Origin of the sequence: Psychroflexus halocasei, from assembly GCF_900107595.1 — a bacterium.
In the GTDB taxonomy this organism is placed as follows: Bacteria; Bacteroidota; Bacteroidia; order Flavobacteriales; family Flavobacteriaceae; genus Psychroflexus; species Psychroflexus halocasei.
Genome location: NZ_FNQF01000003.1, coordinates 277,689 through 301,651 on the forward strand (window position 1 = coordinate 277,689; position 23,963 = coordinate 301,651).

The 23,963-nt window shown below is 32.4% G+C and carries 23 protein-coding genes, 1 rRNA gene and 1 riboswitch; of the genes, 12 read left to right on the forward strand and 12 right to left on the reverse strand.

Translation table 11 applies throughout. From position 1 onward, the window contains the following. Position 1 precedes the first annotated feature (1 nt). From BLV84_RS05410 to BLV84_RS05420, 3 genes are read right to left on the reverse strand one after another with little or no spacing between them, the layout of a single operon-like run. The gene (locus BLV84_RS05410; protein WP_093241029.1) at positions 2 to 655 is read right to left on the reverse strand and encodes a DUF2461 domain-containing protein; all 654 of its coding nucleotides are present in this window, start codon (positions 653 to 655) and stop codon (positions 2 to 4) included. Continuing rightward, the gene (locus tag BLV84_RS05415) at positions 656 to 1,420 is read right to left on the reverse strand and encodes a LexA family transcriptional regulator (protein WP_093241032.1); all 765 of its coding nucleotides are present in this window, start codon (positions 1,418 to 1,420) and stop codon (positions 656 to 658) included. Between the two features lie 52 nt (positions 1,421 to 1,472). Beyond that, positions 1,473 to 2,543, reverse strand: coding sequence for a putative type IX sorting system protein PorV2 (locus BLV84_RS05420; protein WP_449421143.1), 1,071 nt, complete (start codon positions 2,541 to 2,543; stop codon positions 1,473 to 1,475). A gap of 155 nt (positions 2,544 to 2,698) precedes the next feature. Here BLV84_RS05420 and BLV84_RS05425 point away from each other — a divergent pair, with 155 nt between their 5' ends. Then, complete coding sequence (locus BLV84_RS05425; RefSeq protein ID WP_200796260.1) at positions 2,699 to 3,406, forward strand: CDP-alcohol phosphatidyltransferase family protein; 708 nt, start codon at positions 2,699 to 2,701, stop codon at positions 3,404 to 3,406. Here the strand turns inward: BLV84_RS05425 and lnt are convergent. Continuing rightward, positions 3,403 to 4,977 carry an apolipoprotein N-acyltransferase gene (gene lnt, locus BLV84_RS05430; RefSeq protein ID WP_093241039.1) on the reverse strand — a complete coding sequence of 525 codons (1,575 nt, stop codon included), beginning with the start codon at positions 4,975 to 4,977 and terminating at the stop codon, positions 3,403 to 3,405. The two genes, BLV84_RS05425 and lnt, sit on opposite strands and share 4 nt — an antisense overlap. Before the next feature lie 130 nt (positions 4,978 to 5,107). Here lnt and BLV84_RS05435 point away from each other — a divergent pair, with 130 nt between their 5' ends. Next, positions 5,108 to 6,490, forward strand: coding sequence for an exopolysaccharide biosynthesis polyprenyl glycosylphosphotransferase (locus BLV84_RS05435; protein ID WP_093241042.1), 1,383 nt, complete (start codon positions 5,108 to 5,110; stop codon positions 6,488 to 6,490). Between the two features lie 51 nt (positions 6,491 to 6,541). Here the strand turns inward: BLV84_RS05435 and BLV84_RS05440 are convergent, their stop codons facing one another. Both BLV84_RS05440 and BLV84_RS05445 read right to left on the reverse strand, forming a co-directional pair. Next, positions 6,542 to 7,585 carry a YncE family protein gene (locus tag BLV84_RS05440; RefSeq protein WP_093241045.1) on the reverse strand — a complete coding sequence of 348 codons (1,044 nt, stop codon included), beginning with the start codon at positions 7,583 to 7,585 and terminating at the stop codon, positions 6,542 to 6,544. Between the two features lie 4 nt (positions 7,586 to 7,589). After that, positions 7,590 to 9,428 (reverse strand): TonB-dependent receptor plug domain-containing protein, encoded by a 1,839-nt coding sequence (locus BLV84_RS05445; RefSeq protein WP_093241048.1) that lies wholly within the window; start codon positions 9,426 to 9,428, stop codon positions 7,590 to 7,592. Positions 9,429 to 9,452: 24 nt separating this feature from the next. Continuing rightward, positions 9,453 to 9,660, reverse strand: a riboswitch (cobalamin riboswitch). 67 nt (positions 9,661 to 9,727) lie between these two features. Between BLV84_RS05445 and BLV84_RS05450 the strand changes: the two genes are divergently transcribed. The 5 genes from BLV84_RS05450 to BLV84_RS05470 all read left to right on the forward strand — a co-directional run bounded on the left by BLV84_RS05450 (position 9,728) and on the right by BLV84_RS05470 (position 13,897). Continuing rightward, the gene (locus BLV84_RS05450) at positions 9,728 to 10,879 is read left to right on the forward strand and encodes an ABC transporter substrate-binding protein (protein WP_093241051.1); all 1,152 of its coding nucleotides are present in this window, start codon (positions 9,728 to 9,730) and stop codon (positions 10,877 to 10,879) included. Positions 10,880 to 10,885: 6 nt separating this feature from the next. Continuing rightward, entirely contained in the window at positions 10,886 to 11,902 is a 1,017-nt protein-coding gene (locus BLV84_RS05455) for a FecCD family ABC transporter permease (protein ID WP_093241054.1), read from the forward strand. Between the two features lies 1 nt (position 11,903). Next, positions 11,904 to 12,665, forward strand: a complete 762-nt coding sequence (locus BLV84_RS05460) for an ABC transporter ATP-binding protein (RefSeq protein ID WP_093241057.1) — start codon at positions 11,904 to 11,906, stop codon at positions 12,663 to 12,665. A gap of 6 nt (positions 12,666 to 12,671) precedes the next feature. Next, positions 12,672 to 13,283 (forward strand): hypothetical protein, encoded by a 612-nt coding sequence (locus BLV84_RS05465; protein WP_093241060.1) that lies wholly within the window; start codon positions 12,672 to 12,674, stop codon positions 13,281 to 13,283. Positions 13,284 to 13,348: 65 nt separating this feature from the next. Continuing rightward, complete coding sequence (locus tag BLV84_RS05470) at positions 13,349 to 13,897, forward strand: HNH endonuclease (protein ID WP_093241063.1); 549 nt, start codon at positions 13,349 to 13,351, stop codon at positions 13,895 to 13,897. Positions 13,898 to 13,983: 86 nt separating this feature from the next. Here BLV84_RS05470 and BLV84_RS05475 read toward each other — a convergent pair whose 3' ends face one another. From BLV84_RS05475 to BLV84_RS05490, 4 genes are all read right to left on the reverse strand, one after another. Continuing rightward, positions 13,984 to 14,535 (reverse strand): thioredoxin family protein, encoded by a 552-nt coding sequence (locus tag BLV84_RS05475; RefSeq protein ID WP_093241066.1) that lies wholly within the window; start codon positions 14,533 to 14,535, stop codon positions 13,984 to 13,986. Between the two features lie 73 nt (positions 14,536 to 14,608). Beyond that, positions 14,609 to 14,902: a preprotein translocase subunit YajC gene (yajC, locus tag BLV84_RS05480; protein WP_093241069.1), complete on the reverse strand. Its 294-nt coding sequence runs from the start codon at positions 14,900 to 14,902 to the stop codon at positions 14,609 to 14,611. Positions 14,903 to 14,906: 4 nt separating this feature from the next. Next, positions 14,907 to 15,383 (reverse strand): DUF1573 domain-containing protein, encoded by a 477-nt coding sequence (locus BLV84_RS05485; protein WP_093241072.1) that lies wholly within the window; start codon positions 15,381 to 15,383, stop codon positions 14,907 to 14,909. A gap of 46 nt (positions 15,384 to 15,429) precedes the next feature. Beyond that, a complete protein-coding gene (locus tag BLV84_RS05490) occupies positions 15,430 to 16,371 on the reverse strand; it encodes a transcription antitermination protein NusB (protein ID WP_093241075.1) in 942 nt (313 codons plus the stop codon). A gap of 152 nt (positions 16,372 to 16,523) precedes the next feature. Between BLV84_RS05490 and BLV84_RS05495 the strand changes: the two genes are divergently transcribed. From BLV84_RS05495 to BLV84_RS05510, 4 genes are all read left to right on the forward strand, one after another. Then, complete coding sequence (locus BLV84_RS05495) at positions 16,524 to 18,281, forward strand: ABC transporter ATP-binding protein (protein WP_093241078.1); 1,758 nt, start codon at positions 16,524 to 16,526, stop codon at positions 18,279 to 18,281. A 67-nt stretch (positions 18,282 to 18,348) separates the two neighbouring features. Beyond that, entirely contained in the window at positions 18,349 to 18,732 is a 384-nt protein-coding gene (locus BLV84_RS05500; RefSeq protein ID WP_093241081.1) for a PUR family DNA/RNA-binding protein, read from the forward strand. Positions 18,733 to 19,061: 329 nt separating this feature from the next. Beyond that, positions 19,062 to 20,714, forward strand: a complete 1,653-nt coding sequence (locus BLV84_RS05505; RefSeq protein WP_093241083.1) for a BCCT family transporter — start codon at positions 19,062 to 19,064, stop codon at positions 20,712 to 20,714. 6 nt (positions 20,715 to 20,720) lie between these two features. Then, positions 20,721 to 21,605 (forward strand): universal stress protein, encoded by an 885-nt coding sequence (locus BLV84_RS05510; RefSeq protein WP_093241085.1) that lies wholly within the window; start codon positions 20,721 to 20,723, stop codon positions 21,603 to 21,605. 71 nt (positions 21,606 to 21,676) lie between these two features. Here BLV84_RS05510 and BLV84_RS05515 read toward each other — a convergent pair whose 3' ends face one another. Next, positions 21,677 to 22,126: a GatB/YqeY domain-containing protein gene (locus BLV84_RS05515; protein ID WP_093241088.1), complete on the reverse strand. Its 450-nt coding sequence runs from the start codon at positions 22,124 to 22,126 to the stop codon at positions 21,677 to 21,679. A gap of 168 nt (positions 22,127 to 22,294) precedes the next feature. Between BLV84_RS05515 and BLV84_RS05520 the strand changes: the two genes are divergently transcribed. Beyond that, on the forward strand, positions 22,295 to 23,701 hold the full coding sequence (locus BLV84_RS05520) for an MBL fold metallo-hydrolase (protein ID WP_093241091.1): 1,407 nt from the start codon (positions 22,295 to 22,297) through the stop codon (positions 23,699 to 23,701). A gap of 170 nt (positions 23,702 to 23,871) precedes the next feature. Here the strand turns inward: BLV84_RS05520 and rrf are convergent. Further along, a 5S ribosomal RNA gene (gene rrf / locus BLV84_RS05525) occupies positions 23,872 to 23,963 on the reverse strand; the annotation flags it as partial.

Genomic DNA, 23,963 nt, shown 5'->3' on the forward strand with positions numbered 1-23,963 from the left:
ATTAAACTGTGATTGATTGATTCAGATAATTTCTAAAAGGCAATAAAACTTTATACTTTTCAATTAAAAAATCTTCAAACTCAGAAGAAAAAATGAGATCTTTTGATATGGAAGTTTCTACGAAAAAACTTTTTAACCTCAATATGTCAATATGCTGATGTTCTTTTGAATAAGATTTAGGTGTCGTTTTTAAACTGTGACTTTTATCAAGCTCACCAAAATGCTTTTTAAAATTTTTAGTATTCAATATTGCTTTAAAATCTTCACCATTATAATCAATAGCTTCACGTACACTTTTAAGTATTTTAGATGGCGGTTTATAAAAACCAGAAGCTAAGAAGCTTTCATTAATCCCTAAATGCAAATAGAAATCGCAATGTTTTGGTTTCTTGTCAAAACCAATCCCGAAATGATCTTTGTAAGGTGGTTTGTTGGGATGGTAAAGCAAGTTATTATTGATTCGGTTTAAGGCTTTATTACCTGGCAACGAAAAATAATCAGGATCGATTTCTGCAAATTTTGCATCCATTTTATTGCACCATAAAATTAAATCTTGACGGATTTTTTGATACCAATCACGATTTTCATCCATCCAGTCTTTATGATTATTGGTATTTAATTCTTCTAAAAATTGAAAAGCTTCTTGAAAATCCATTTATCGAATTTCTTTAAGTTGTGATTTTAATTCTTCCATTGAGGATTCTAATTTTCTAAGCACTGAGTTTTCCGCATTTGCATCTAAACTGAAAGTCAATTTACTAGAAACTTCCCAAACTTCAAGCACGCGTTCTGGTTCAACAAAAATAGGTGGATATTCTGGGTTTTCAGAGATTAAAACCAATTCTTCACGTTTCGGATTGATGCTGATGCGTTTAACCAATACTGAATCATCAAGAACAACAACGTACATTCTTTGAGTTGATGCATCTTCAATTGAATCTAAAGCTTTTGCTAAAACCCAATCACCTGGTTGTAAATTTGGCAACATACTATTTCCTTCAACCTGAAAACCTCTGTAAGTTGAGTTTCTAAATTGCGGGATTGGCATATTAAAGGCTGGTAACTTTTTATACCAAGAGGTATCCTGAATATTACTTGGATAACCTGCAGCTGCTTTCTGGCTGACTAAAAGCATATTCTCCTGGTCGTCATCTTCAGTGGTAATCACTTTTGGCATGGTGTTAAAACCTGACGTTTTAAGGTATTTACTTTCGCTTTTGCCATAAAGCCACAACGGATTTATTTTATATAAATCTAATAACATTGCAACAGCTTCACCTGTAATTCGTGTTTTTCCTCTTTCGATATCTGCAGTTGTATTCCCGATATTCAGAAGTTCTGCAAATTCAGATTGCGTGTGGCCAAGATCTTGGCGAATCCTTTTAAAACGCTGGGATTCAATAGGTAGTTTTGATTTCATATCCAAATATAATCAAACTTTGGAAATAATCCAATAATCCTACAAAATTCCATTATCTAAAAAAGCGCCAATCGATTTTCAATGAAAAAACATTTGAATAAAGCGCGCCACTTTGGTCTCCTAAATCCGTTAAAGCATAATCGATTTGAATTCCTCTATACTTAAAGCCGACGCCAAAATTGGGTTGAAAACTCACAGATTCAGAATTATCAATTTGAACTTCATTTTGGAAATTACCAACACCGCCACGTAAATAAACCATATTGATGTAGCCGACCTCAAAGCCAAAAGCAGGATCAATACTGAAGTTTGAAGTTGAAATAATATCATTTGTTTCTACAAAGCGCGTATTGAGATTTAAAGCCGTCGTTAAACTAAAATCTCTTCTAATTTCAAAAGAACGCGCAATCCCTAATTCTAATTTCGGTAAAGTGATTTCTGTTGTTTCTGGCATCGTCTGATTCTGACCAGGAACCGCGCTGCTAATTTTATCAAATTCTTCCTCATCAATTTGCCAAGTGTTATAAGTTGTTGTGATATCACGAGCCATTACGCCAAATCTCCAATCTTTATTTTGAAACTGAATTCCTGCATCAAAGCCAAAACCCCAAGCGTTAGCAAAATCACCAATCACACGACGAATCACTTTTGCATTAATTCCGTAAGAGAAGCCTTGAAGCTTCAGTTTTCGTGCGTAAGAAACCGTAAAAGCATAATCTGCTGTAGAAAATAAATCAATGCGATTATAATCAATATTTCCTTGATCATCGATTAGTTGCGTTGTATCCAAAATATCATCAACCCCAAAACGAATTACACTAAAACCAAAAGCACTCACATCATCAATAGGTGCAGCGTAACCTGCATAATTATAAGTTGCAATATTTGCAAAATAATTGGCATGCATCAAACCCAATTGGTTGTCTTCAAGCTGTGTTAATCCGGCTGGATTCCAATAAACAGAATTGACATCGTTAGTAAAAGCCGTCATTGTATTCGACATTCCAAAAGCACGAGCATCTACGCCAATATTCATAAATTCATTTGAATATTTACGTGCCGTTTGACTCATTGTGACTTGGTTGAAAAATAAAATACAACACAATAATAAAAGTTTGCGCAAATCTTTTTTATTTTAAAACTTAAAAAGCTCAAATATATTGTGTTTTGAGAATTTAGAAATCAAATCCAAGAAGTATTTATTGAAGTTCTTGACAAAAAGTTGAAATCTATTCAAAAAAACTCATTAAACTTGTACTCCAAAAGTGAAATTAAATCATGAAGAAGCACATTCCAAACTTAATTACTTTCGGAAATCTTTTTGCAGGAAGCATTGCCTGCTTGTATGCTTTTCAGGCAGATTTTCTGTGGGCATTTATTTTTATGTTCATCGGTATCTTCTTTGATTTCTTTGATGGCATGGCTGCAAGGATTTTGGATGTTAAAAGTGAACTCGGTTTGCAATTAGATTCTTTAGCGGATATGGTCACAAGCGGACTTGTACCAGGCATTGTGATGTTTCATCTGATCGGAAAAAGCGTGAATCCTGATTTTTCTTTTCAAGAATTTGATTTTGCTTCAATAGATGTTGTCGCTCTTTTTGGGTTTTTAATCACATTAGGCTCGGCTTATCGCTTAGCGAAATTTAATATTGATATGCGTCAAACTGATGCTTTTATAGGATTACCAACACCTGCAAATGCAATTTTTATTACAAGTTTAGCGATGAGCATTCAAGATTTATCTTTCCTTCAGAATGTTTATGTATTGTGTTTAATTAGCGTTTTATCTTACTACATTCTTAATGCGGAAATTAAACTAATCGCTTTAAAATTCAAGAATCTTAATTTTAAAGAAAATTGGTATCGCTTTTTATTGATTTTAATCAGCGTTGTTTTAATTATCAGTTTACAATTTCTTGCGGTTCCGATGATTATCGCCTTTTATATTATTCTATCTATTATTATTTCAAAAAAAGAAGCTTAGCCTCTTCTTCTTGTGACAGCAAATAAGAAAATAAATAAAGCTAAAAACTGAGCCACGCGTGGAATTATATTTCCATATTTCACATAGAAAGTCATTTCATTATAAAGAGGAACATTCGCTGAAACGGCTGTTTTTTCATCATATTTAGTTTGAGATATGACTGAACCATCTCTATCAATAAATCCAGAAATACCAGTATTTGCTGACCTTGCCACTGCTCTTCGCGTTTCAATAGCTCTGAGTTTTGCATAACTCCAGTGCTGTTGATGTCCTTGTGTATCTCCCCACCATGCATCATTTGTAATGATGGTCAAAAGCGTTGCTCCATTTTTCACATAATCAGTGACATATTCGCCGTAAACGGATTCATAACAAATAATAGGCGCCACGGCTTCTGATTCTTCAACATTGAACACATCACGATTTTCTTGTGTGGTTTTTGTTGCAACTGTTCCGCCCAAATCAATCATGATGTCACCCATTAAAGGTTGTAAAATTCCTTTATAAGGAAAGTTTTCTACACCGACAACGAGTTTAGATTTATGATAAAATTCTGCTGGAGAATTTGCTGACTGAAATACAGCTGAATTAAAATCATTGTACCATAAACCTTCTTTAAGAAAATTACTTTGTAAAGTTTTATCAGATTCTTTATGAATTAAATCATAAGCTGAAATACCATATAAAACCTCAGCTTGCGGATTCCTTATCAGAATTTGATTTCCAAAATAGTTTGCTTGAGAAACCTCAAACCCTGACCATTGTGTTCCACTTGCGAAAACGGTTTCAGGCGCGAGAAACAATTGCTTTTTTCCTGGCTTGATATAAGGTTCAGAAAGCTCTAAAAGTAAATCTTTAATATCTGCATCTGTTAAAGCATATTTATCAGCATAAGGATCGATATTGGGTTGAAGAGCAATTGTTTCTAGATGTGATGAAGCCTTTAAATCAGGTTTAATTAAAAAACTGGCGAGAATTGGCAAGCCTATAAATAAAACCAAACGCAAAGCTAAACGGTAAAGAATGCTGCGATTTTTAAATTTTTTAAAAAGTAAAACTGATTTAAAAATAGTAAAGTTGACAATTAAAACCCATAAACTTCCACCGAAAACGCCTGAATATTCATACCATTGGATCAAACTTGTTGTTTCTGAAAAAACATGTCCTAGACTCAACCAAGGCCATGAAAAATCCCATATAAAATGTAGCTGTTCAAAACTTAGCCATAAACATATAAAGAAAGAACTTGAAGCTAAAAAATTAAGTTTGGTGTAAATTTTAGAATAAATATAGAACACCAATGTCATCAATAATGAGTTAACCAGAATGGCAAATAGCATCCCAAAAGCTGTTGAATAATAAAGCCAGTAAGTTGTGATAAAATTCCAGATCAAGAAGCTAAAATAGACAGACATAAAAAAAGGGAAACCTGTTTTACCTTCCTTGATTTTCTTTTCACCAATAAGCAATAACGGAACAAATGCAACAAAAATAAGAGGGGAAAAACCATAGGTTGGCCACGCCAAAGCAAGCAACAAACCAGTTGATAAAAAATATAAAAAAGCTTTCAAATCCTTTGTATTATGGGAGAAACAAAAATGTTGAATATTTTAACAACACGAAAGCGATATTAGTTTTTTATTTCTAATTAATTGTTAAATTTGCTTAACCAATCTACCTGAATTAAACTTAACAAATCTAATGCTTCAAAAACAAGGAACTCACTTTGAAATTTCTGAAAGGAAATTATTTCTAAGAATTATAGATGTTCTTATTATATGGTTTAGTGTCTTTATTTTAAATCATTTTACTGATTTCTATTATATCAGTTTAAACCAAAATTTCGCTCCTTATCTCATTCTTCTAAGCTTTTACTATTTGCTTTTTGCGACTATTTTTGAAATGTATCATTTACAAAAAGCGGAATCTAGATTTATTATTGTTAAAAATCTATTCTTAACAAGTTTACTTACAATTTTCGTGTTTTTATTCACACCTATTTTATCTCCTCAATTACCTTCAAACAGAATTGAGGTTTTATTTTTATTCTCAGTTATATTTGTTCCTATAGCCATTTGGCGATTTTTATATATCGGTCTTATTTCTGCACCTCGTTTTACCAAAAAAGTTGTTTTAGTTGGAGAAAATTTCAATCCACAGCAAATTAAAAATGAATTAGAAAATGCAGATTCAAATATTCACGTCATAGGTTTTTTGGATGGTAAAAACGAACAAAAAAATTGTGACAAATGCATACAATTCAATGAATCCAATTTTTTAAATGGTATAAAAGAACATAGAATAACAGAGGTTTTAGTCACGAATTCCTACGAAGGTGTTAATCAAAATCTACAAAGTTTACTTTATCCTCTTTTGGAGAAAGGCTTAACAATAAAACCATACTCTCATGTTTATGAAAATTTGACTGATAAAGTTTTGGTTGAAAATATCGAAAATGATTTTTATTGTTACTTTCCTTTTAACAAAAACAATTCAAATCAATTTTACTTGACAATTAATCGATTGGTCAATATTACTGTCAGTAGTTTAGGATTATTTTTAAGTCTACCTCTGCTCCCATTCGTGCTTATCGGCAATATGATGGGCAATCGTGGCCCTTTACTTTATACTCAAAAAAGAGTTGGTAAATACGGGCAGGTATTCAAGATTTATAAATTAAGATCTATGGTGACTAATGCCGAAAAAAGTGGAGCACAATGGGCCGAAAAAAACGATAACCGTGTGACTGCTTTCGGTAAATTTTTAAGAAAAACACGTTTGGATGAAATTCCACAATTCATCAATATTCTAAATGGTGATATGAGCTTAATTGGTCCTAGACCAGAAAGACCTGAGTTTGTTGAAGAACTCGCTAAAACTATTCCTTTTTATAAAATTAGAAACGTTATTAAACCAGGCTTAACGGGTTGGGCACAAGTGAATGCAAGATACGCAGCAACTGATAGAGATTCTTTAGAAAAACTTCAATATGATCTTTATTATATCAAAAATAGAGGCCTTTTTATTGATTTTAGAATCACAATTAAAACCCTGAGTACAGTTATCTTTTTTAGAGGTCAATAAAAAAGGCTTGCCAAAACTGACAAGCCTATCAATTATAACCTAAGTTATAAGTTAGTCATTAAAATATACAGCGTTAGTTCCTACACCAGTCGTTAATGTCTGAACTAAATTTCCTGAATAATCATAAATAAGTAACTCACTATCAGCCGTAAAACCATTGACATCACTATAGAAAATATTTCCATTTTCAACAGAAAAACCATAGCCAACAGTAAAAGAATTACCTTCAACTTCTGTATCAAATAAGGGTGTTACGCCTATTTCTGTAGCATTTAAATCTGAAGCGTAAACCTGAGATCCTGTGATGAAAAATATTTTATCATCTTCAATATTTAATTTTGAAGGATTATTAACTTCTCCAGAAAAATTAATTGTTTCAATTAGAGAAGCTGTTGACGTATTGAATTTTGAAATTCCTTCGGAATGTAACGCGTAAAGAATTCCATCTTCATCATCAATACTATTCAAAACGCCATCAACTGTTAGTGTACTTGTTATTTCGTTAGTATCAGTATTAATAACTGTTATTTCATTACCAGTTCCAAAAGACGCATTTTGAACAAATAATTTACCTGCATCAGCTTTCAATAATTCTACAGGCTTATCAATTGCGATTGATGTGATAAACGAAAAATCACTTGTGTCATAAACAGCGATATCTTGAGACTGACTGTTTGAAACAAAAAGTTTTCCATTTTCAACAACTGCATAACGCGGTAAAGCAATGCTCTCCGTGAGTGTTGTCACATATTCAAACGAAAAACGATTAACAACAACAATTTTGTTACTATTGTTCATCACTAAAAATGCATTTTCATCACCGAATGCAATATGATTTAAAACATCACCTAAATTTTCAGAAGGGTTGACTGCTTCAAAAATAGAATTCTCAACTGTCATTAAATCAGCATCAATAAAAGAAACCGACGCATTAGGCGATCCAAAATTCCCTTCATTCGCAATGATGTAACCTAAGTCAAAATCGCCTTGTGGAAGTTCAGGAGTGACGCCTCCATCATCATCACTACTACATGATGCAAAAAAGAATCCGATTGTCAATGCCAATAAAAGAGGCTTCAAAAAATTGTGTTTCATTTGTTTATAAATTTAGGGTTAAAAAAAATTCGAAATTAATTCCTGGCATGGGTTTGTAAATCATGTTTTGGTAGCTTCTGTCAGTCGCATTTTTCACACGAGCGCCAAGACCGTACATTTGATTGTTTCCAAATTGGTATTGTGCGGAAGCGTTAACCAAAATATAATCATCAACCCGAGTTTTTGATTTGTTGTTAGATTGTGTATAAACTTTGCCATTATACATCGCACTGACATCAGCATGCCAATTTTTGTAATCATAATCAAATCCAGCGGTGACTTTATGGTAAGGCACATAAATTAACTGGTAGCCAGTTTCTTTATTTTCTGACTTTGTATAAGCGTAAAGCATTTTTGCTTTCAATTTATTTCTATCCCAATTAAACTGATATGAAGCATTCGCTTCAATTCCTTTTGAGGAAACTTTATCAGTATTGACCGGCTCCCACAATTCACCTTGCATCGGCAACCAACGAATCATATCTTCCAATTCAATTTGATAATACGTCAAACCGAATTCAAAAGATTTTAATTTAAAAATATAGCTGATTTCACCTTGTAAAGAAGTTTCAGGTTTCAAACTTAAATTGCCTGAACCTGGCCAATACAAGTCGTTAAATGTTGGAATACGATAATTTTTAGAAAAATTTAATCTTACTTCATGTTGAGAACTAAAACTGTAATTTGTACCAAAATTATATAGAAAAGGCGCATCAAAATCATCAACAAAATTCTGATTCAAATGCACTTGGTAAACCCAATTTGGTGTGAGATGATATTTTAAAAAAAGTTGCGCTTCAGTTGAGTTTCTTGAAGCATCTTGTATTTCTATGCCATCAGCCCAAGTATATTGATAATCTATTTCGGCTTCTAAATAAATATTTTTCTTGACTTTGTAACCCAAACTTGTTTTATTGATGATGGTTTCCGCTCGACCGTAAGTTGAGGTTTCATCATTATCTAGTTCAGGAAAATAAGTGTATTTTTCATTGAGGTAAGCAGCGCGAGATTTCAATTTTAATTTTCGCCAAGAAGATTCCCATAACAATTGAGATTTGATATTCTGATCCTGATATTTTGTTCTTGATTGCGTTTCTTCTAAAATTGAAAAATGTCTTTCGCCATCATATATTTCTGAGTAAAAACTCAATTTATGTTGCGGTTTAAAACGGTAAGCTACGTTTGCTGTCACCGATAAATGATGCATTTGTCCATTATCATTAAACCCTTTTTGATCAGGAAAATCATAATCATTAGCTGAATCAAAATAATTCGCACCTAAATGAAAACTGAATTTCTCATCAGAAAATTTATAATCAATAGCATTATTGTAGGTTTCAAAACTTCCGTAACTTGATAAAAGCTGAAATTGATGTCCTTTTTTAAAATCCAATGAATTATTAAGAGCCACAGTTCCGCCGATAGCGCCAGAGCCAAATTGCGAGCTTCCTCCACCCGACCTTACATCAATAGAAGAATAATGATAAGGTGAAATTGTATTGAAATCAACTTGACCCAGAAACTGTGAATTCACATTAATCCCATTCCACAAAACGGCTGTCTGTTGTGCTGTCGTCCCTCTAAAACTTGGTGATGATACCATACCGAGTCCGTTTTCTTTGAAGAAAATTGGTGTTTCAAAACTTAAAACATCAGTTAATTGCGGACGGTATTTCCTGATTTGATCTTGCTCAATATTCAAAACACTTTGACCAACTGATTTCTGAATAAGGCGCAAAGGTTTCAGTACAACTGTATCTAATTGTTGTCTTTCTTTTTGTTGCGCATTTCCTAAAAACGCAAATAAACCAAATAATAGAAGTAACTGTCTTTTTATCATCATTTTTGTTTATCCCGAACAAATTCATATTAAAATTCAAAAAAGGCAGGTCTCCTGGCTTGCGTCTTTGTCATCACCTTCCCGTAAAAAACAGTGATTGAAGTATTGACAAAGCATTTATCACAATGATAAACTTAGCTTACAGTTGCGGGAACAGCTTTCGCTTTAAACGAAATTCCCTTTTAATCTTTAACATATCAGAAATATGTCAAGAACCATTTTCGCTGACAAAACTAAACATTTAAAACTTCCTAAAGTCTATAAATTTAATTAATCTTACTTTTGCTGAAAATTCTATTATTTTGAAAAAACATCTTCTTACATTCTTACTGATTAGCGTATTTTTATTTTCCTGTCAAAATAAAAAAACTGATAAAATTGAAGATAAATCAATCTCTCAACACACTAAAGTTGACATCAACATTGATTATGCAACAGGTTTTGAAGTGGAATCTTATGAAAATTACGATGTTTTAAAAGTTAAAAATTCTTGGCCAAATAGTGATCAAACCTTCACTTATATCATCACAAAAAAAGAAGTTGATTTACCTAAAGATTTAAATTATACACATCGCATCAATTTACCGATTGAGAGAAGCATTGTCTCTTCTACAACACATATTCCATCATTAATCGACTTAAATGTTCTCTCGACTTTAGTCGCATTTCCTGAGCCTGACTACATCTCGTCTGCTGAAGCTAGAGAATATATTAATGACAATAAAGTTTTAAACATCGGTCAAAATCAACAACTCAATACTGAATTGACGATTTCTTCTCAAGCTGATGTTTTTGTCGGATTCAGTATGAATGGAAAAAATAAAGCTTACGATCTTATTGAAAAATCTGGAATTCCGATTGTTTACAACGGTGATTGGGTTGAAAAAACACCTTTAGGTAAAGCAGAATGGATTAAATTTTTTGGTGTTCTTTTCGGAAAAAAAGATGAAGCTCTCAAAGCATTTGAATCCGTTGAGAGAAGCTATAATGAAATGAAATTACTTGCTCAAAAAGCTAAAAATAAGCCAACAGTTCTTTCTGGAAGCTTATACAGAGATGTTTGGTATTTACCTGGCGGCGCAAGTTGGCAAGCCATGTTTTTTAATGATGCTAACACAAATTATATTTATGCAGATAACGATGAAACAGGTAGCCTCAGCTTATCTTTTGAAAGTGTTTTAAATAAAGCTCAAGATGCTGATATTTGGATTTCTCCAGGTAGTTTTACGACATATGATAAAATGACAAAACAAAATCCGCATTACAAACAATTCAAAGCATTTCAGAATAAGGAAATTTATGGTATTGCCGGCAAAAAAGGAGAAACTGGTGGCGTGATTTATTATGAATTAGCGCCAAACAGACCTGATTTGGTTTTGAAAGATTTAATTAAAATCTGTCATCCAGAATTAATAAAAGAGCATGAATTTGTATTTTTTCAAGCTTTAAAATAATTATCGATGCAACTCAAGTCAAGCTTACTTATCGTTTTACTCCTAACCTTACTCTGCCTAATCAGTTTGAGCTTAGGGTCGGTAAGTATTCCATTGAGTGAAGTTTTTAAGAGCATAACTTTTCAAGAAGTTGAAAATCAAAATTGGCATTATATTATCGTTGATTATCGCTTGCCAAAAACAATCACAGCCATTTTTGTTGGTGGTGGTTTGGCTTTAAGTGGTTTACTCATGCAGACGCTTTTTCGCAATCCATTGGCTGGTCCTTATGTATTAGGTTTAAGCAGTGGCGCGAGTTTAGGAGTCGCAATTTTGATTTTAGGTAGTGGAATTTTAGGTTTAAACTTTGGTGATTTTTTAAGCGAGCGCTGGCTCATCGTTCTCGCTTCGAGTCTAGGTAGTTTACTCGTTATGTTTGGCATTTTGATGACAGCTTCTCGCATTAAAGACACAATGGCACTTCTCATCATAGGTCTTATGTTTGCAAGCTTAACAGGAGCTGTCGTTAATGTTTTATCATTTTTCAGCTCTGCCAATGAACTTCAAAAATATGTTTTCTGGTCACTAGGAAGCTTAGGCGATCTGACATGGAATGAAGTTTCAATACTTGCGATTTGTAGCCTTATCAGTTATCTCATTATTTTATTTATTCTTAAAAATTTAAACAGCCTTTTATTAGGAGAAAAATATGCTGAAAGCTTGGGCGTAAACCTTAAACGCAACAGGTTTTTAATTATACTTTCGACAAGCCTCTTAGCTGGATCAATTACAGCTTTTGCTGGACCAATTGCATTTATTGGCCTTGCTGTTCCACATTTAACGCGACAAATTATCAAAACCAATAATCATTTAGTTTTAGTACCTTCGGTTTTATTGAGCGGTGCTATTTTGATGTTAATTTGCGATATCATAGCGCAGCTTCCATTTTCAGAATTAACAATCCCGATTAATGCCGTGACATCAATCATTGGCGCACCACTTGTCATTTGGCTTTTGGTAAAACAAAGACACATCAAATTTTGACATGGAGAAAATAATTTTAGACATCCAAAATCTTGATATAGGTTACGACAAAACTCTTGTTGAAAACATCAATTTTAGCATCAAAAATTCTGAATTGGTCGGTTTAATAGGCGTCAATGGTTCTGGTAAATCCACTCTTTTAAAATCAATTACACAGATTAATTCTGCTTTAAAAGGCAACATTATTTTAAACCAAAAACCAATTGAAAAATATAGTCTCAAAGAGAAATCAGAACAAATGGGTTTAGTTTTAACAAACCCAATCATCAATAAAGATCTTAGTGTTTTTGAAATTGTTGCTCTTGGCAGACAGCCCTACACCAACTGGTTGGGTTTATTAACAAAGAAGGATAAAAGAATTATTATAAAAGCCATCGAACAAGTTGGCTTGATTGATAAAGTCAAAAAAAAATGTGCAAAACTCAGTGATGGACAACTTCAAAAAGTGATGCTCGCAAGAGCTTTGGCGCAGCAAACTGAACTCATTGTCCTTGATGAACCAACAACGCATTTAGATATGTATCATAAAATATACATTCTGAAATTGCTCAAAATGATTTGTCAAAAAAACAATAAAGCCATGCTTTTTGCAACACATGAAATCAATTTGGCGTTGCAACTTTGCGATAAAATAATCGTGTTAAATGATAAAAAAGCCTATTTTGGAACAACAGAAGAATTGGCTAAAAATCAAGTTTTTAAAAAACTTTTCCCAAACGATTTAATTAATTTTGATCAAGAGCAACTGATCTTTAAAGTCTAGTTATTTATGAATGTTTTTGTTTTATGCACAGGAAGAACAGGCTCTGTCAGCTTTATCAAAGCTTGTGAACATATTGATAATTTCACCGCTGATCATGAATCAAGATCACATTTAAACGGAAAAGAAAGATTTGATTTTCCTGACCAACACATCGAAGCTGATAACAGGTTATCTTGGGACTTAGGCCGTTTAGATAAGCATTTCGGAAAAGATGCTTTTTACGTTCATTTGACGCGAGATCATAATAAGGTCGCTGAAAGTTATGCTAAACGCGTTTACTATCCGAATAATATTGTTAAAGCCTACTGTGATGGCATAAAAAAAAATCCTACTGAAAAATTATCTAAAGAAGAGATTTATAAGTATTCTCTCGATATGGTCATGAATATTGAATCTTCAATTGAGTTTTTTTTAAAAGACAAACCCAATCAAATAAAGATAGACATTGATGCTATTCATACTGAATTTCCTGAATTTTGGACAGCTATTAAAGCTAAAGGAAACATGAAGCTTGCTGTTAAAACATTAAACAAAAGACATAATATAAGTAGAAAGAAAAGTTTTTTTTGGTACAGATTAAAAATAAACACACTAAGAGCTTTCAAATCAATTAGTTAACATAAGTCAATTTTTCATAACTTTTCATTATATTTGTTCATACCCCGAAAACAACACAAATTAAAATGAAAAAGGAAAAAGAAAATGAAATCTGGAAAGAGGTTAAACTCGGACCAGAATACAAAAAAAAACAGAAAATTGAAGTTTCCAATTTAGGCGGAGCTAGACGTACTAAAAAGACTGGCAGGATTTGGCCAATTAAGATTGGAAATATCAATGGCTATGCGAGTATCACAATTACTTTAGAAGCTGGTGGGAATCGCTCTAAATATCTTCATAAGGTGATTGCAGAAACTTTTATTAAAAAAGATTCCGAAGATCAAAACTTTGTAATTCACAAAGATTACAACAAACTCAACAACAATGTTGAGAATTTAGCTTGGGCTAATAAAAAAGAAAAAGAAAAGCATCAGTTTAAAAATCCTTTATGGATTAAAAATTCTAAGAAAGTTAAGAATGCGAAACTTACTGAAGCCAAAGTTAGAAAAATTAGAAAAATGGTGAATGATCCTAACAGGACGATGCGTATGAAGAAGATTGCTGAAAAATTCGGCATTTCTGAAATGCATCTTTACCGCATCAAAAAAGGTAAAAACTGGTCTCACGTTAAATAATAAGTTTTATCAAAATTGTCTTGAGAGTTTTTGAAATTGATTTTCTTTTTAAGAATCAATTATTCTCAAGGCAATTTTTTATTTATTTAAATGTCATTTGCATTTGACGGTTTTTGGTTTCTCAAAGGTGGTCTGTTTGATAAAATCGCATCTAAAGCTCGCCTTAAAGAAGTACCAGATAATGGAATATTATTCTGAGGTCTCGAATCATCAAGCTGACCGTGATATGTCATTTCCATGGCCTTATCAAAAACTAAGAAATCCGGCGTTTCTTTCACATGATATGCTTTTGCAACACTTAAATCTTTATCAAATAAATAAGGAAATGAATAATCCTCTTCTCTAGCAACTTCTATCATTTGTTGCTGAGAATCTTCTGGATACATAGATATGTCAGAACTAGAGATTGCAGCAAAGCCAAATCCAATCACGCGATAATCGTTAGCAACACGCACAATTTCTTCATTGACATGTTTTGCGTAAGGACAGTGATTATTTAAAAACATAATCACAATTCCTTTGCTTCCTTTCAAATCATTAAGATTGAAAAAGTTTCCTGTGACAACATCTTGCAACTTAAAGTTTGGCGCTTTAAAACCAATTTGAAGATCGTTTTTGGATTGAATTATGTCTTTCATAGATATTATAAATGAAAAAAGCTATCTCGTTAAAGATAGCTTTTTTAAATTTTTTTTGATTCCAAAAAGTAAATTACTTTTTAGCTTCCACAGGTTTTGTTGCTTTATTCGTTAGCTCTAAAGAAATAGAAGACTTGTCAAAAGTCATTTTTCCTGATCCAGTTTCAATAATCACAGCATCTAGTTTTTCACTAAAGTCTGATATTTTACCGTGCAAACCACTTTTAGTGACAACCTTGTCACCTTTTTTGAGTTCGTGAATAAAGTTTTTTTCCTGTTTTTGTTTTTTCATTTGTGGTCTAATCATAAAGAAATAGAGCACTACGAAAATCAAAATGAGCGGAAGGAATTGAGTTAATTCTGCCATAAGCTTACTTTACTGGAGATCCAGCATTTTTATTTTTTGGTGTTACAAAGGCTTTAATTCTTAAAGTTTCTTGGCCTTTTTCAGTGTTTGAAGAAACGCGGATGCTTTTCATCTGCTGGTTTGGACGACCGCTTGAGTTAAAACGGATTGTCATTTTACCTTCATCACCTGGAGCAATTGTCTTGTTTTTAGGGTATTCAGGAACTGTACAACCACAACTCGCTCTTGCATTTGTAATAATTAAAGGTGCATCACCTTCATTTTTAAATGTAAAATCGTGCTCTACAACGTCTCCTTCGTTGATTGTTCCAAAATCATGAACCATGTCGTTAAAGACTAGTTTTGGATATTTTTGTTGCTGCGAGTCCGAAGCTGAAGCTGTTTCAGCTTTTTTTGTATCGACCTCAGAAGAAGCATTGTCTTTACATGATGTAAAACCCAAAGCTAAAACGGTAGCTAATGCTAAAAAAGTAGTTTTCATTTTTATTAGAATTTTAATTTCCTCAAAAGTATAAAATTTTAACTCATTACATTAATCCACGACCAATTTTATGAATTTTCCCAGATTCTTGAAATTCTTTTGACAACTTATCGAGAACACCGTTAATAAAAATACCGCTTTTTAGTGTTGAATAATCTTTCGCGATCTCAAGATATTCATTGATTGTAACACGAACAGGAATACTCGGGAACCTTGTAAACTCACACAAAGCCATCTTGATCAAAATACCATCTAAATCTGCAATTCGATCTGTATCCCAATTTGGTGTTTTGTCTTTAAAAGCATCAGTGAACTCTTCTTCGTTTAAAAGTGTTTTTGTAAATAGATCAATTGCATACTCTTCATCATCATTATTGATAAACAAGCTTGGCACTTTGACAAAGTCTTCATCCATTTTTACCTTTTGAATGAACTTTATAATTCCTGTATTGACAATTGGGAAATCGTCAACCCAAGTAAGTTTCTCGTCCTCATAATAATCATAAAGCAAATCATCTGGGGCGATAATTTCTTTATAAACTTTAATAACAAAATCTTTATCTCCCTTAAAGTCAGCATAAGAATCCTTCACATAATCTTGGTAGAGGTCACTTTTCAAAAGTTTAGCCCATAACTTTTTAGGGACTTCATCGTCATCTCTCCAATTTCTTATTTTTCTATCTTCGAGTAATTCATTGAGATCTGTGGCATTTTCAATTTTCTCAATCAATAAGTTGTTGACGAATTTTAAGTTTGGTTTTTTGTCCTCATCAGTTGCTAAAAATTTTTTCTTACTAATCTCGTAATGATTTTCAGCATAATTTTTCAGCTCAACGAGCAGACTCAAATTAAGTAGAAACAAGTCATGCATATCAACCATGCTTTTCTTGAGAAATTTCTTGTCATTCTGCATCTTCATCTGGTTACCTTTTTTAAAGGCGTAGATCGATTGCATCACTTTTGCACGAATGTGTCTTCTTGTCAGCATTGAATTCAAATTTTCAGTGTGCAAAAATAATATTAAAAATAAGAGTTTTGACTGTTTTAATTTTTTTTTGATGAAATTCGTTATTAAACTTATGTTACTTCAATTTTTGATTTCCGCATAAACCTTACATTTGTAAAATCTAAAATTCAGATTTGAAATCACTCAAGTACTTAAATAAATATTTTCTAAAATATAAATGGCGCCTTTTGCTAGGTTTAATCATTACTATTGGCGCACGAGTTTTTGCTTTATTTACACCACAGCTCATTCGTAATTCGACTAATGCGATTGAAAAATATGTAAATGGCGAAATCGTAGATGTCGAGATTGTTAAATCTGAGCTTTTATACAACATCGGTTTAATCATCGCTGCTGTATTTGCTTCTGCAATTTTAACTTTTTTGATGCGGCAAACCTTTATTGTAGTTTCTCGTTTTATTGAGTATGATTTAAAAAATGAAGTTTTCACACAGTACCAAGATCTTTCGCTTGATTTTTATAAGAAAAACAGAACAGGTGATTTGATGAATCGTATTTCTGAAGATGTATCGAAAGTAAGAATGTACGTTGGTCCAGCATTGATGTATGGTGTACAAACTGTCACGCTCTTTGTCGTCGTTATCTCATACATGATTTCTGCAGCACCAACTCTTACACTTTACACATTGATTCCTCTGCCTATTTTATCAATTGCTATATATCGTTTAAGTGTTGCTATTAATAAACGCTCGGCTGTTGTGCAGCAATTTCTTTCTGAACTAAATACTTTTACACAAGAAAGTTTTAGTGGTATCGCTGTGATTAAATCCTACGGAATTCAAGATAAATTTAATTCAGATTTTGATCATCTCGCGAATGAGAGCAAAGAAAAAAATGTAGATCTGGCTAAAGTGCAAGCCATTTTTTTCCCGCTAATGGTTCTTTTAATCGGTTTCAGTAATCTCATTGTCATTTATATCGGAGGAAAGCAATACATCAATGGTGAGATAGAAAGCGTCGGTGTTATTGTTGAGTTTTTACTTTATGTAAATATGTTGACTTGGCCAGTTGCTTCTGTTGGCTGGATTACTTCTATGGTACAACGTGCTGAAGCTTCTCAAAAAAGAATCAATGAATTTTTAGAACAAAAACCAAGCATCAAAAATCACTCTGATGAAATCGAAAACATTAAAGGTGATATTGAATTCAAAAATGTCACATTCGTTTACGACGATACAAATATTACTGCTTTAAATAAGTTTTCTTTTAAACTTAATAAAGGTGAAACACTCGCTATTTTAGGAAATACAGGCTCTGGTAAATCTACAATTTTAGAATTAATTGGTCGTCTTTACGACGTATCAGAAGGTGAAATCTTAATTGATGGCAAACCTATTGAATCACTTAATTTAAGCGAGTTACGCCAACAGATTGGATATGTCCCTCAAGATGCTTTTCTGTTTAGCCAAAGCATACGCGAAAACATTAAGTTTGGTAAAAGCGACGCCTCTGAAGAAGAAATTATTGCTGCTGCTAAATACGCTGCGGTTCATGAAAATATAATGGGCTTCAGTAAAGGTTACGACACAGTTTTAGGCGAAAGAGGTTTAACTTTATCTGGTGGACAAAAACAACGTGTGTCAATAGCTAGAGCGATTATTAAAGATCCAAATATTGTTTTATTCGATGATTGTTTATCAGCTGTTGATACCGAAACAGAAGAAAAGATTTTTAATAATTTAAAAGAAATTTCTGAAGAAAAAACAGCTATTATAGTGAGCCACAGAGCTTCCTCAGCAAGAAATGCAGACAAAATTATTGTTGTTGATAATGGACAAATAATTCAAGAAGGCAACCACCAAGAGCTCATAAACATTGATGGATATTACAAAAAGCTTTACGAAAAGCAATTAGAAGAAAAAGATTCTTAGAAATGCTTAGGTTTTTTGTTTTTTTTTAAGATTTTTGAATTCTCAATCAACAATCAATTTTTAAATTATGAGTGATCAAGCAACGATGAAGAACGATGACATTTTTTCAAAGGTTATTCGTGCAGGAAGAAGAACTTATTTTTTTGATGTCAGATCAACAAAAGCTGACGACTACTATCTAACGATTACGGAAAGCAAAAAATTCACAAATGATGATGGATCCTTCTTTTACAGAAAACACAAAATTTATTTGTACAAAGAAGATTTTGAAAGCTTTCAAGACGCTTTGAAAGAAACAAGCAATTTTATTATTAATGAAAAAGGTGAAGAAGTAATTTCTGAACGTCATCAAAAAGATTTTCAAAAAACCGATACAAAAGAATCTCATACTGAAAAAGAAAGCAGTGATAAAGTTGCAGCATTCACTGATTTGAGCTTCGACGATATATAAAACATCTTATTTTTATACCTAAAAGCTGATTTGTCTTTATTGTCAAATCAGCTTTTTTTATGTGTTAGATTTTAAAATAAGCCTTGGCAACTCATCAAACTGTAGTTTTTGACTCAAAAGTTTGAAATTATCAAGTCTTTTGCTTATTCTGCGTCTTTTGATTTTTAAAATTACTTAAAACTAAAATGATGAAAATTATACTATTAGAATCTTTACGTATTTTAAATAAATTTGAAAATGCATCTCCTCCTCTTCAACAAATCATTTACTGTTGAGTGTGAAGTATTTTACTTAGAGTTTGAATTTTAGGTTAATTAAAAAAAATATAGATGTCTATAAAATTTTCAAGGGAAGACCAATCAACAAAATTTCTTGGTTTGGTTGTCAACAAAACTGTTTTTTTAGCAACAATTGCAGTAATTATAAGTAGTGTTGTGTTTACACTAGTATTTCAGTCAGAAGCTGAATATTATTTTAATGTAGCTCAAGATTATGTATCAACTCATGGCGGTTGGATTTACACCCTTGCTGTCAATTTATTTATTGTATTTTGTATATATGTTGCTTTAAGTAAGTACGGAAATGTCCGTATTGGAGGAAAAGATGCAAAGCCAGATTTTAACTTATGGTCTTGGTTTGCTATGTTGTTTAGTGCTGGTATTGGTAATGGTCTGGTTCTTTTTAGTATCGCCGATCCTGTGCGTGATTTCTTGGATCCACCACGTTTGGCAGGCGAAAAATCTTCACTCATTGCACAAGAAGCCATTAATTTTTCATTCCTTCATCATGGTATTCACGGTTGGGCAATCTATTCAGTAGTTGGTTTATCTCTTGCTTATTTTACTTTCAACCGTAAAATGCCATTAACATTGAGATCAGCTTTTTATCCAATTTTAGGAAATAGGATTTACGGCTGGATGGGTAACGTTGTAGATATTATGGCTGTCATTACAACAATGTTTGGTCTTGCTACGACAATTGGATTTGGTGTTGGACAAATTAATTCGGGTTTTACACATGTTTTTGGCTTGCCAAGTTCTTTATTTTATCAAATTCTCATCATTGTTGCAGTTACATTTGCAGCGACAATTTCAGCTTTTAGTGGTGTTAATAAGGGTGTTAAAATATTAAGTCAGCTCAATGTGAGAGTTGCTTTAATCATTTTTGCATTAGTTCTTATTTTAGGACCTACAACATTTATTCTTAAATCTTACATTCAAAATATCGGAAGTTATTTAGTCAATTTTGTTGATATGTCAACGTGGACAGAATCACTACAAAATACAAGTTGGCAAAAAACGAGAACAATTATGTATTGGGGTTGGTGGATATCTTGGTCTCCATTTGTCGGTATTTTTATCGCTAGAATATCAAAAGGAAGAACGATTAAAGAATTTATATTATGCGTTCTCATCCTTCCTGCATTAGTCACTTTCTTATGGTTTAGTGCTTTTGGAGGTGTGACAATGAGAGATATTCTCGGTGGTGATACAGCAATGATTGCAGCTGTTAATGACAATATTTCAACAGCACTTTATGTGTTTTTTGATAAATTTCCATTAGCAATTGTCTTAAAATCATTAGGTGTTATCTTGATTTGTAGCTTTATCATTACATCTGCTGATTCTGGTGCTTTGGTCATCAATAGTATTACATCTGGTGGGAAATTAAAAACACCAGGTTTTCAACGTGTTATTTGGGCAGTTGCAACAGGAACAATTGCTGCTGTATTGATGTATGGTGGAGGTCTAAATGCTTTGCAAACAGCCGTTACTGTCACAGGAATTCCATTCGCAATATTGTTAATTATGATGTGTTTTTCACTATTTTCTGGTTTAAAAGAAGACTACGAAAAAGCTGCACGTGAAGAAAAACTAGTTGAAAAAGAAGCTTACAGGAAGAATATTTTACAATTAGTGAACAAAGAAAAAGAAAAGAGAAAAACTGATAAAAAGCAAGAAAATAAAGATTCTCAAAAATAATCTGTCATGAAAAAGAAAGAAATTTTATCTAAGAACCCTAAAGTCATGATTGCGCTTGACATAACAGAAATGGATGCTGTTTTGTTAAAATATGTAAGCTATTTAAGTGAAGTTTTATCACCTGAGCACTTCTATTTTGTTCATAATATTAAACAGTCCAAGTTATACAACATCTATGAGGATTTGTTAGAGGAAGAAAATTTAACTGTTGAAGATCTTATAGAAAAAGCTTTAAAAGAAACTATTTCTGAGAATTATACGGGTAAAACAGATTTCACTTCAATCATCACTACTGATGAATATACTGAAAGTATTCTGAGCCATCTAGCCAAAAAATATAAAATTGATATGTTGATGATTGGCTATAAAAGCGAATTTCAAGGAACAGGTGCTTTAACTCAAAAGTTAGCTAAAATGCTTAACGCTCATTTGATGTTGATTCCTGAAGAAGCTCAAAATCAACTCAAAAAAGTATTGGTACCAACAGACTATAGTTCATCATCAGTTGAAGGGTTTATGGCAGCTAAAGAACTTACAGAGAACTCAGATAATAAATTAATTCAAGGCTTACATGTCTATAGTATTCCTTCATATTTTTTCCCTTATATCAATACGCAAAAAGCTGAGAGCAAAACAATTGCTCATCTTAAAGAGAAGGAGAAAAATTTTTTAAAGAAATACAAATTAAAAGATCAAGTTACATTTAAAAACATTAATCAAGAAGATTCTTCAATTGTAGAAATCATAAAAGATGAAGCCTTAAAGAATAGTTTTGATTTAATTATTGTCACAGCTCACGGTGCTAACACAATCACTTCTTTGTTTTTAGGAAGTGTAACGAATGAATTAATTACAAGTTCAAGCTATAAACCTGTTTTGGTGATTAAGTAATTTAATACAAAAAAGGCAAAGGAAATATAATCTTTGCCTTTTTTTATAATTTATGTGTGAGTCTTGTTAGCTTATGATAAGCTTGACTTAACATGTTTAGAAATAGTTTTACCATCAGCTTTCCCTGCCAAACGTTTAGAAGCAATTCCCATAACTTTTCCCATATCTTTCATAGAGTCAGCTCTGGTTTCTAAGATAATAGCTTCTACTTCATTCTTAATCTCCTCATCACTCAATTGAGCTGGTAAAAACTCTTCAATAATTTTTGCCTCTGCTAATTCAGCATCTGCTAATTCTGGTCTATTTTGCTCTTTGTAAACTTCAGCACTTTCTTTACGTTGTTTAACGAGTCTTTGAAGTAACTTTAGCTCTTCATCGTCTGTGAGTTCCCCAGTTGAGTCTCCAGAAGTCTTTGCTTTTATAATTTCATTTTTAATAGATCTTAAAGAAGCTAAAGCAACTGTATCTTTTGCTTTCATTGCTGCTTTCATCTTGTCCATTACTTGTTTTTCTAATGCCATCATTAAATTTTTATACAAATATAAAGAAAGATTGCATGAAAAAGTTAGCATTTATAAAGCTGTTAATAATGATTTGTAACTAATGTTACGACTGAAATATTTTATAAAGCTTAAATTTGTATGAAACTACACGTGAAGTATACTTTTAAGAATTTAAAAAATCACAAAATGAAAATTGAGCAGATATACACAGGGTGTTTAGCACAAGGTGCATACTATATAGAAAGTAAAGGTGAAGTGGCTATCATAGACCCATTAAGAGAGGTTCAACCTTATATAGATAAAGCCAATAAAAATAATGCTAAGATTAAATACATTTTTGAAACACATTTCCACGCAGATTTCGTAAGTGGTCATGTAACTCTTGCCAAAGAAACAGGGGCTACAATAGTTTATGGCCCATCTGCTGAAACAAACTTTGAAGCACATATAGCTAAAAATAATGAGGTTTTTAAAATAGGTGATATTACGATTGAACTTTTACATACACCAGGACATACTATGGAGAGTTCTTGCTATCTATTAAAAGATAAAGATGGTAAAAATCACTCCTTATTTACAGGTGATACACTTTTTCTAGGAGATGTTGGAAGACCTGATCTAGCTCAAAAATCTGCAAGTATGACTCAGGAGGAATTGGCTGGTCTATTATATGAAAGTTTAAGGACTAAAATTATGCCCTTAGAAAATCATATCACAGTTTATCCAGCACATGGAGCAGGTTCAGCATGTGGTAAAAATATGATGAAAGAAACGGTAGATTCTTTAGGAAACCAAAAGAAAATAAATTATGCTCTTCGATCAGATATGACAAAAGAAGAATTTATTAAAGAAGTTACCGATGGCTTGCTTCCTCCTCCAAAGTATTTTCCTTTAAATGTAAAAATGAATAAAGAAGGTTATGAGGATATAAAAAATATTATTAAAAAAGGAACTAAAGAATTATCACCTGATGAGTTTGAAACTGTAGCTAACAATACAAATGCAATAATATTAGATGTTAGAAGTGAAGATGAGTATATAAAAGGTCATATTCCACAATCTATTTTTGTAGGTTTAAACGGAGACTTTGCTCCATGGGTTGGTGCACTAATTTCAGATGTCAAACAGTCCATTCTATTGGTTACACCTGAAGGGAAAGAGGAAGAAGCTGTGATAAGACTCTCACGTGTTGGATTTGACAATACACTTGGCATATTAAAAGGTGGATTTACAGCTTGGAAGAAGGCTGGAAAAGAATATGATAAGGTTAATTCTATATCGGCTGAAGAATTCAAAGATTTAAAGATAAATCAACTGTCATTATTTGATGTGCGCAAAAAAACTGAATATAATTCAGAACATTTAATAAATTCAATAAATACGCCTTTGGCAGAACTTAACGATCATTTAGAGACTTACCCAGATAATGAAGCCTTTTATTTACATTGTTTAGGTGGTTATCGATCTGTCATCGCCAGTTCTATATTAAAAATGCGTGGTAAGCATAATTTAATCAACGTTGAGGGTGGTTTTGAAGTATTCAAAGAGCTTGAAATCCCAACAACTGAATCGACTTGTCCATCGAAACTATAAATCATTAATAATAAATTTCTTAAAAATGAGCTGGCTTTATAGAAGGTCAGCTTTTTTTTGTTTAAAATTGTGAGCGTAGGTTTTGTCTTACACTTCACGTATCATCTTAAGATCAGATTTAATAAATAAAAAAAGCCTGTAAGAAGATCTTACAGGCTTTAGTATATAAAGGAAGGCGGCGACCTACTCTCCCACGTTAGTAGTACCATCGGCGCTAACGAGCTTAACTTCTCTGTTCGGAATGGGAAGAGGTGAGCCTCGT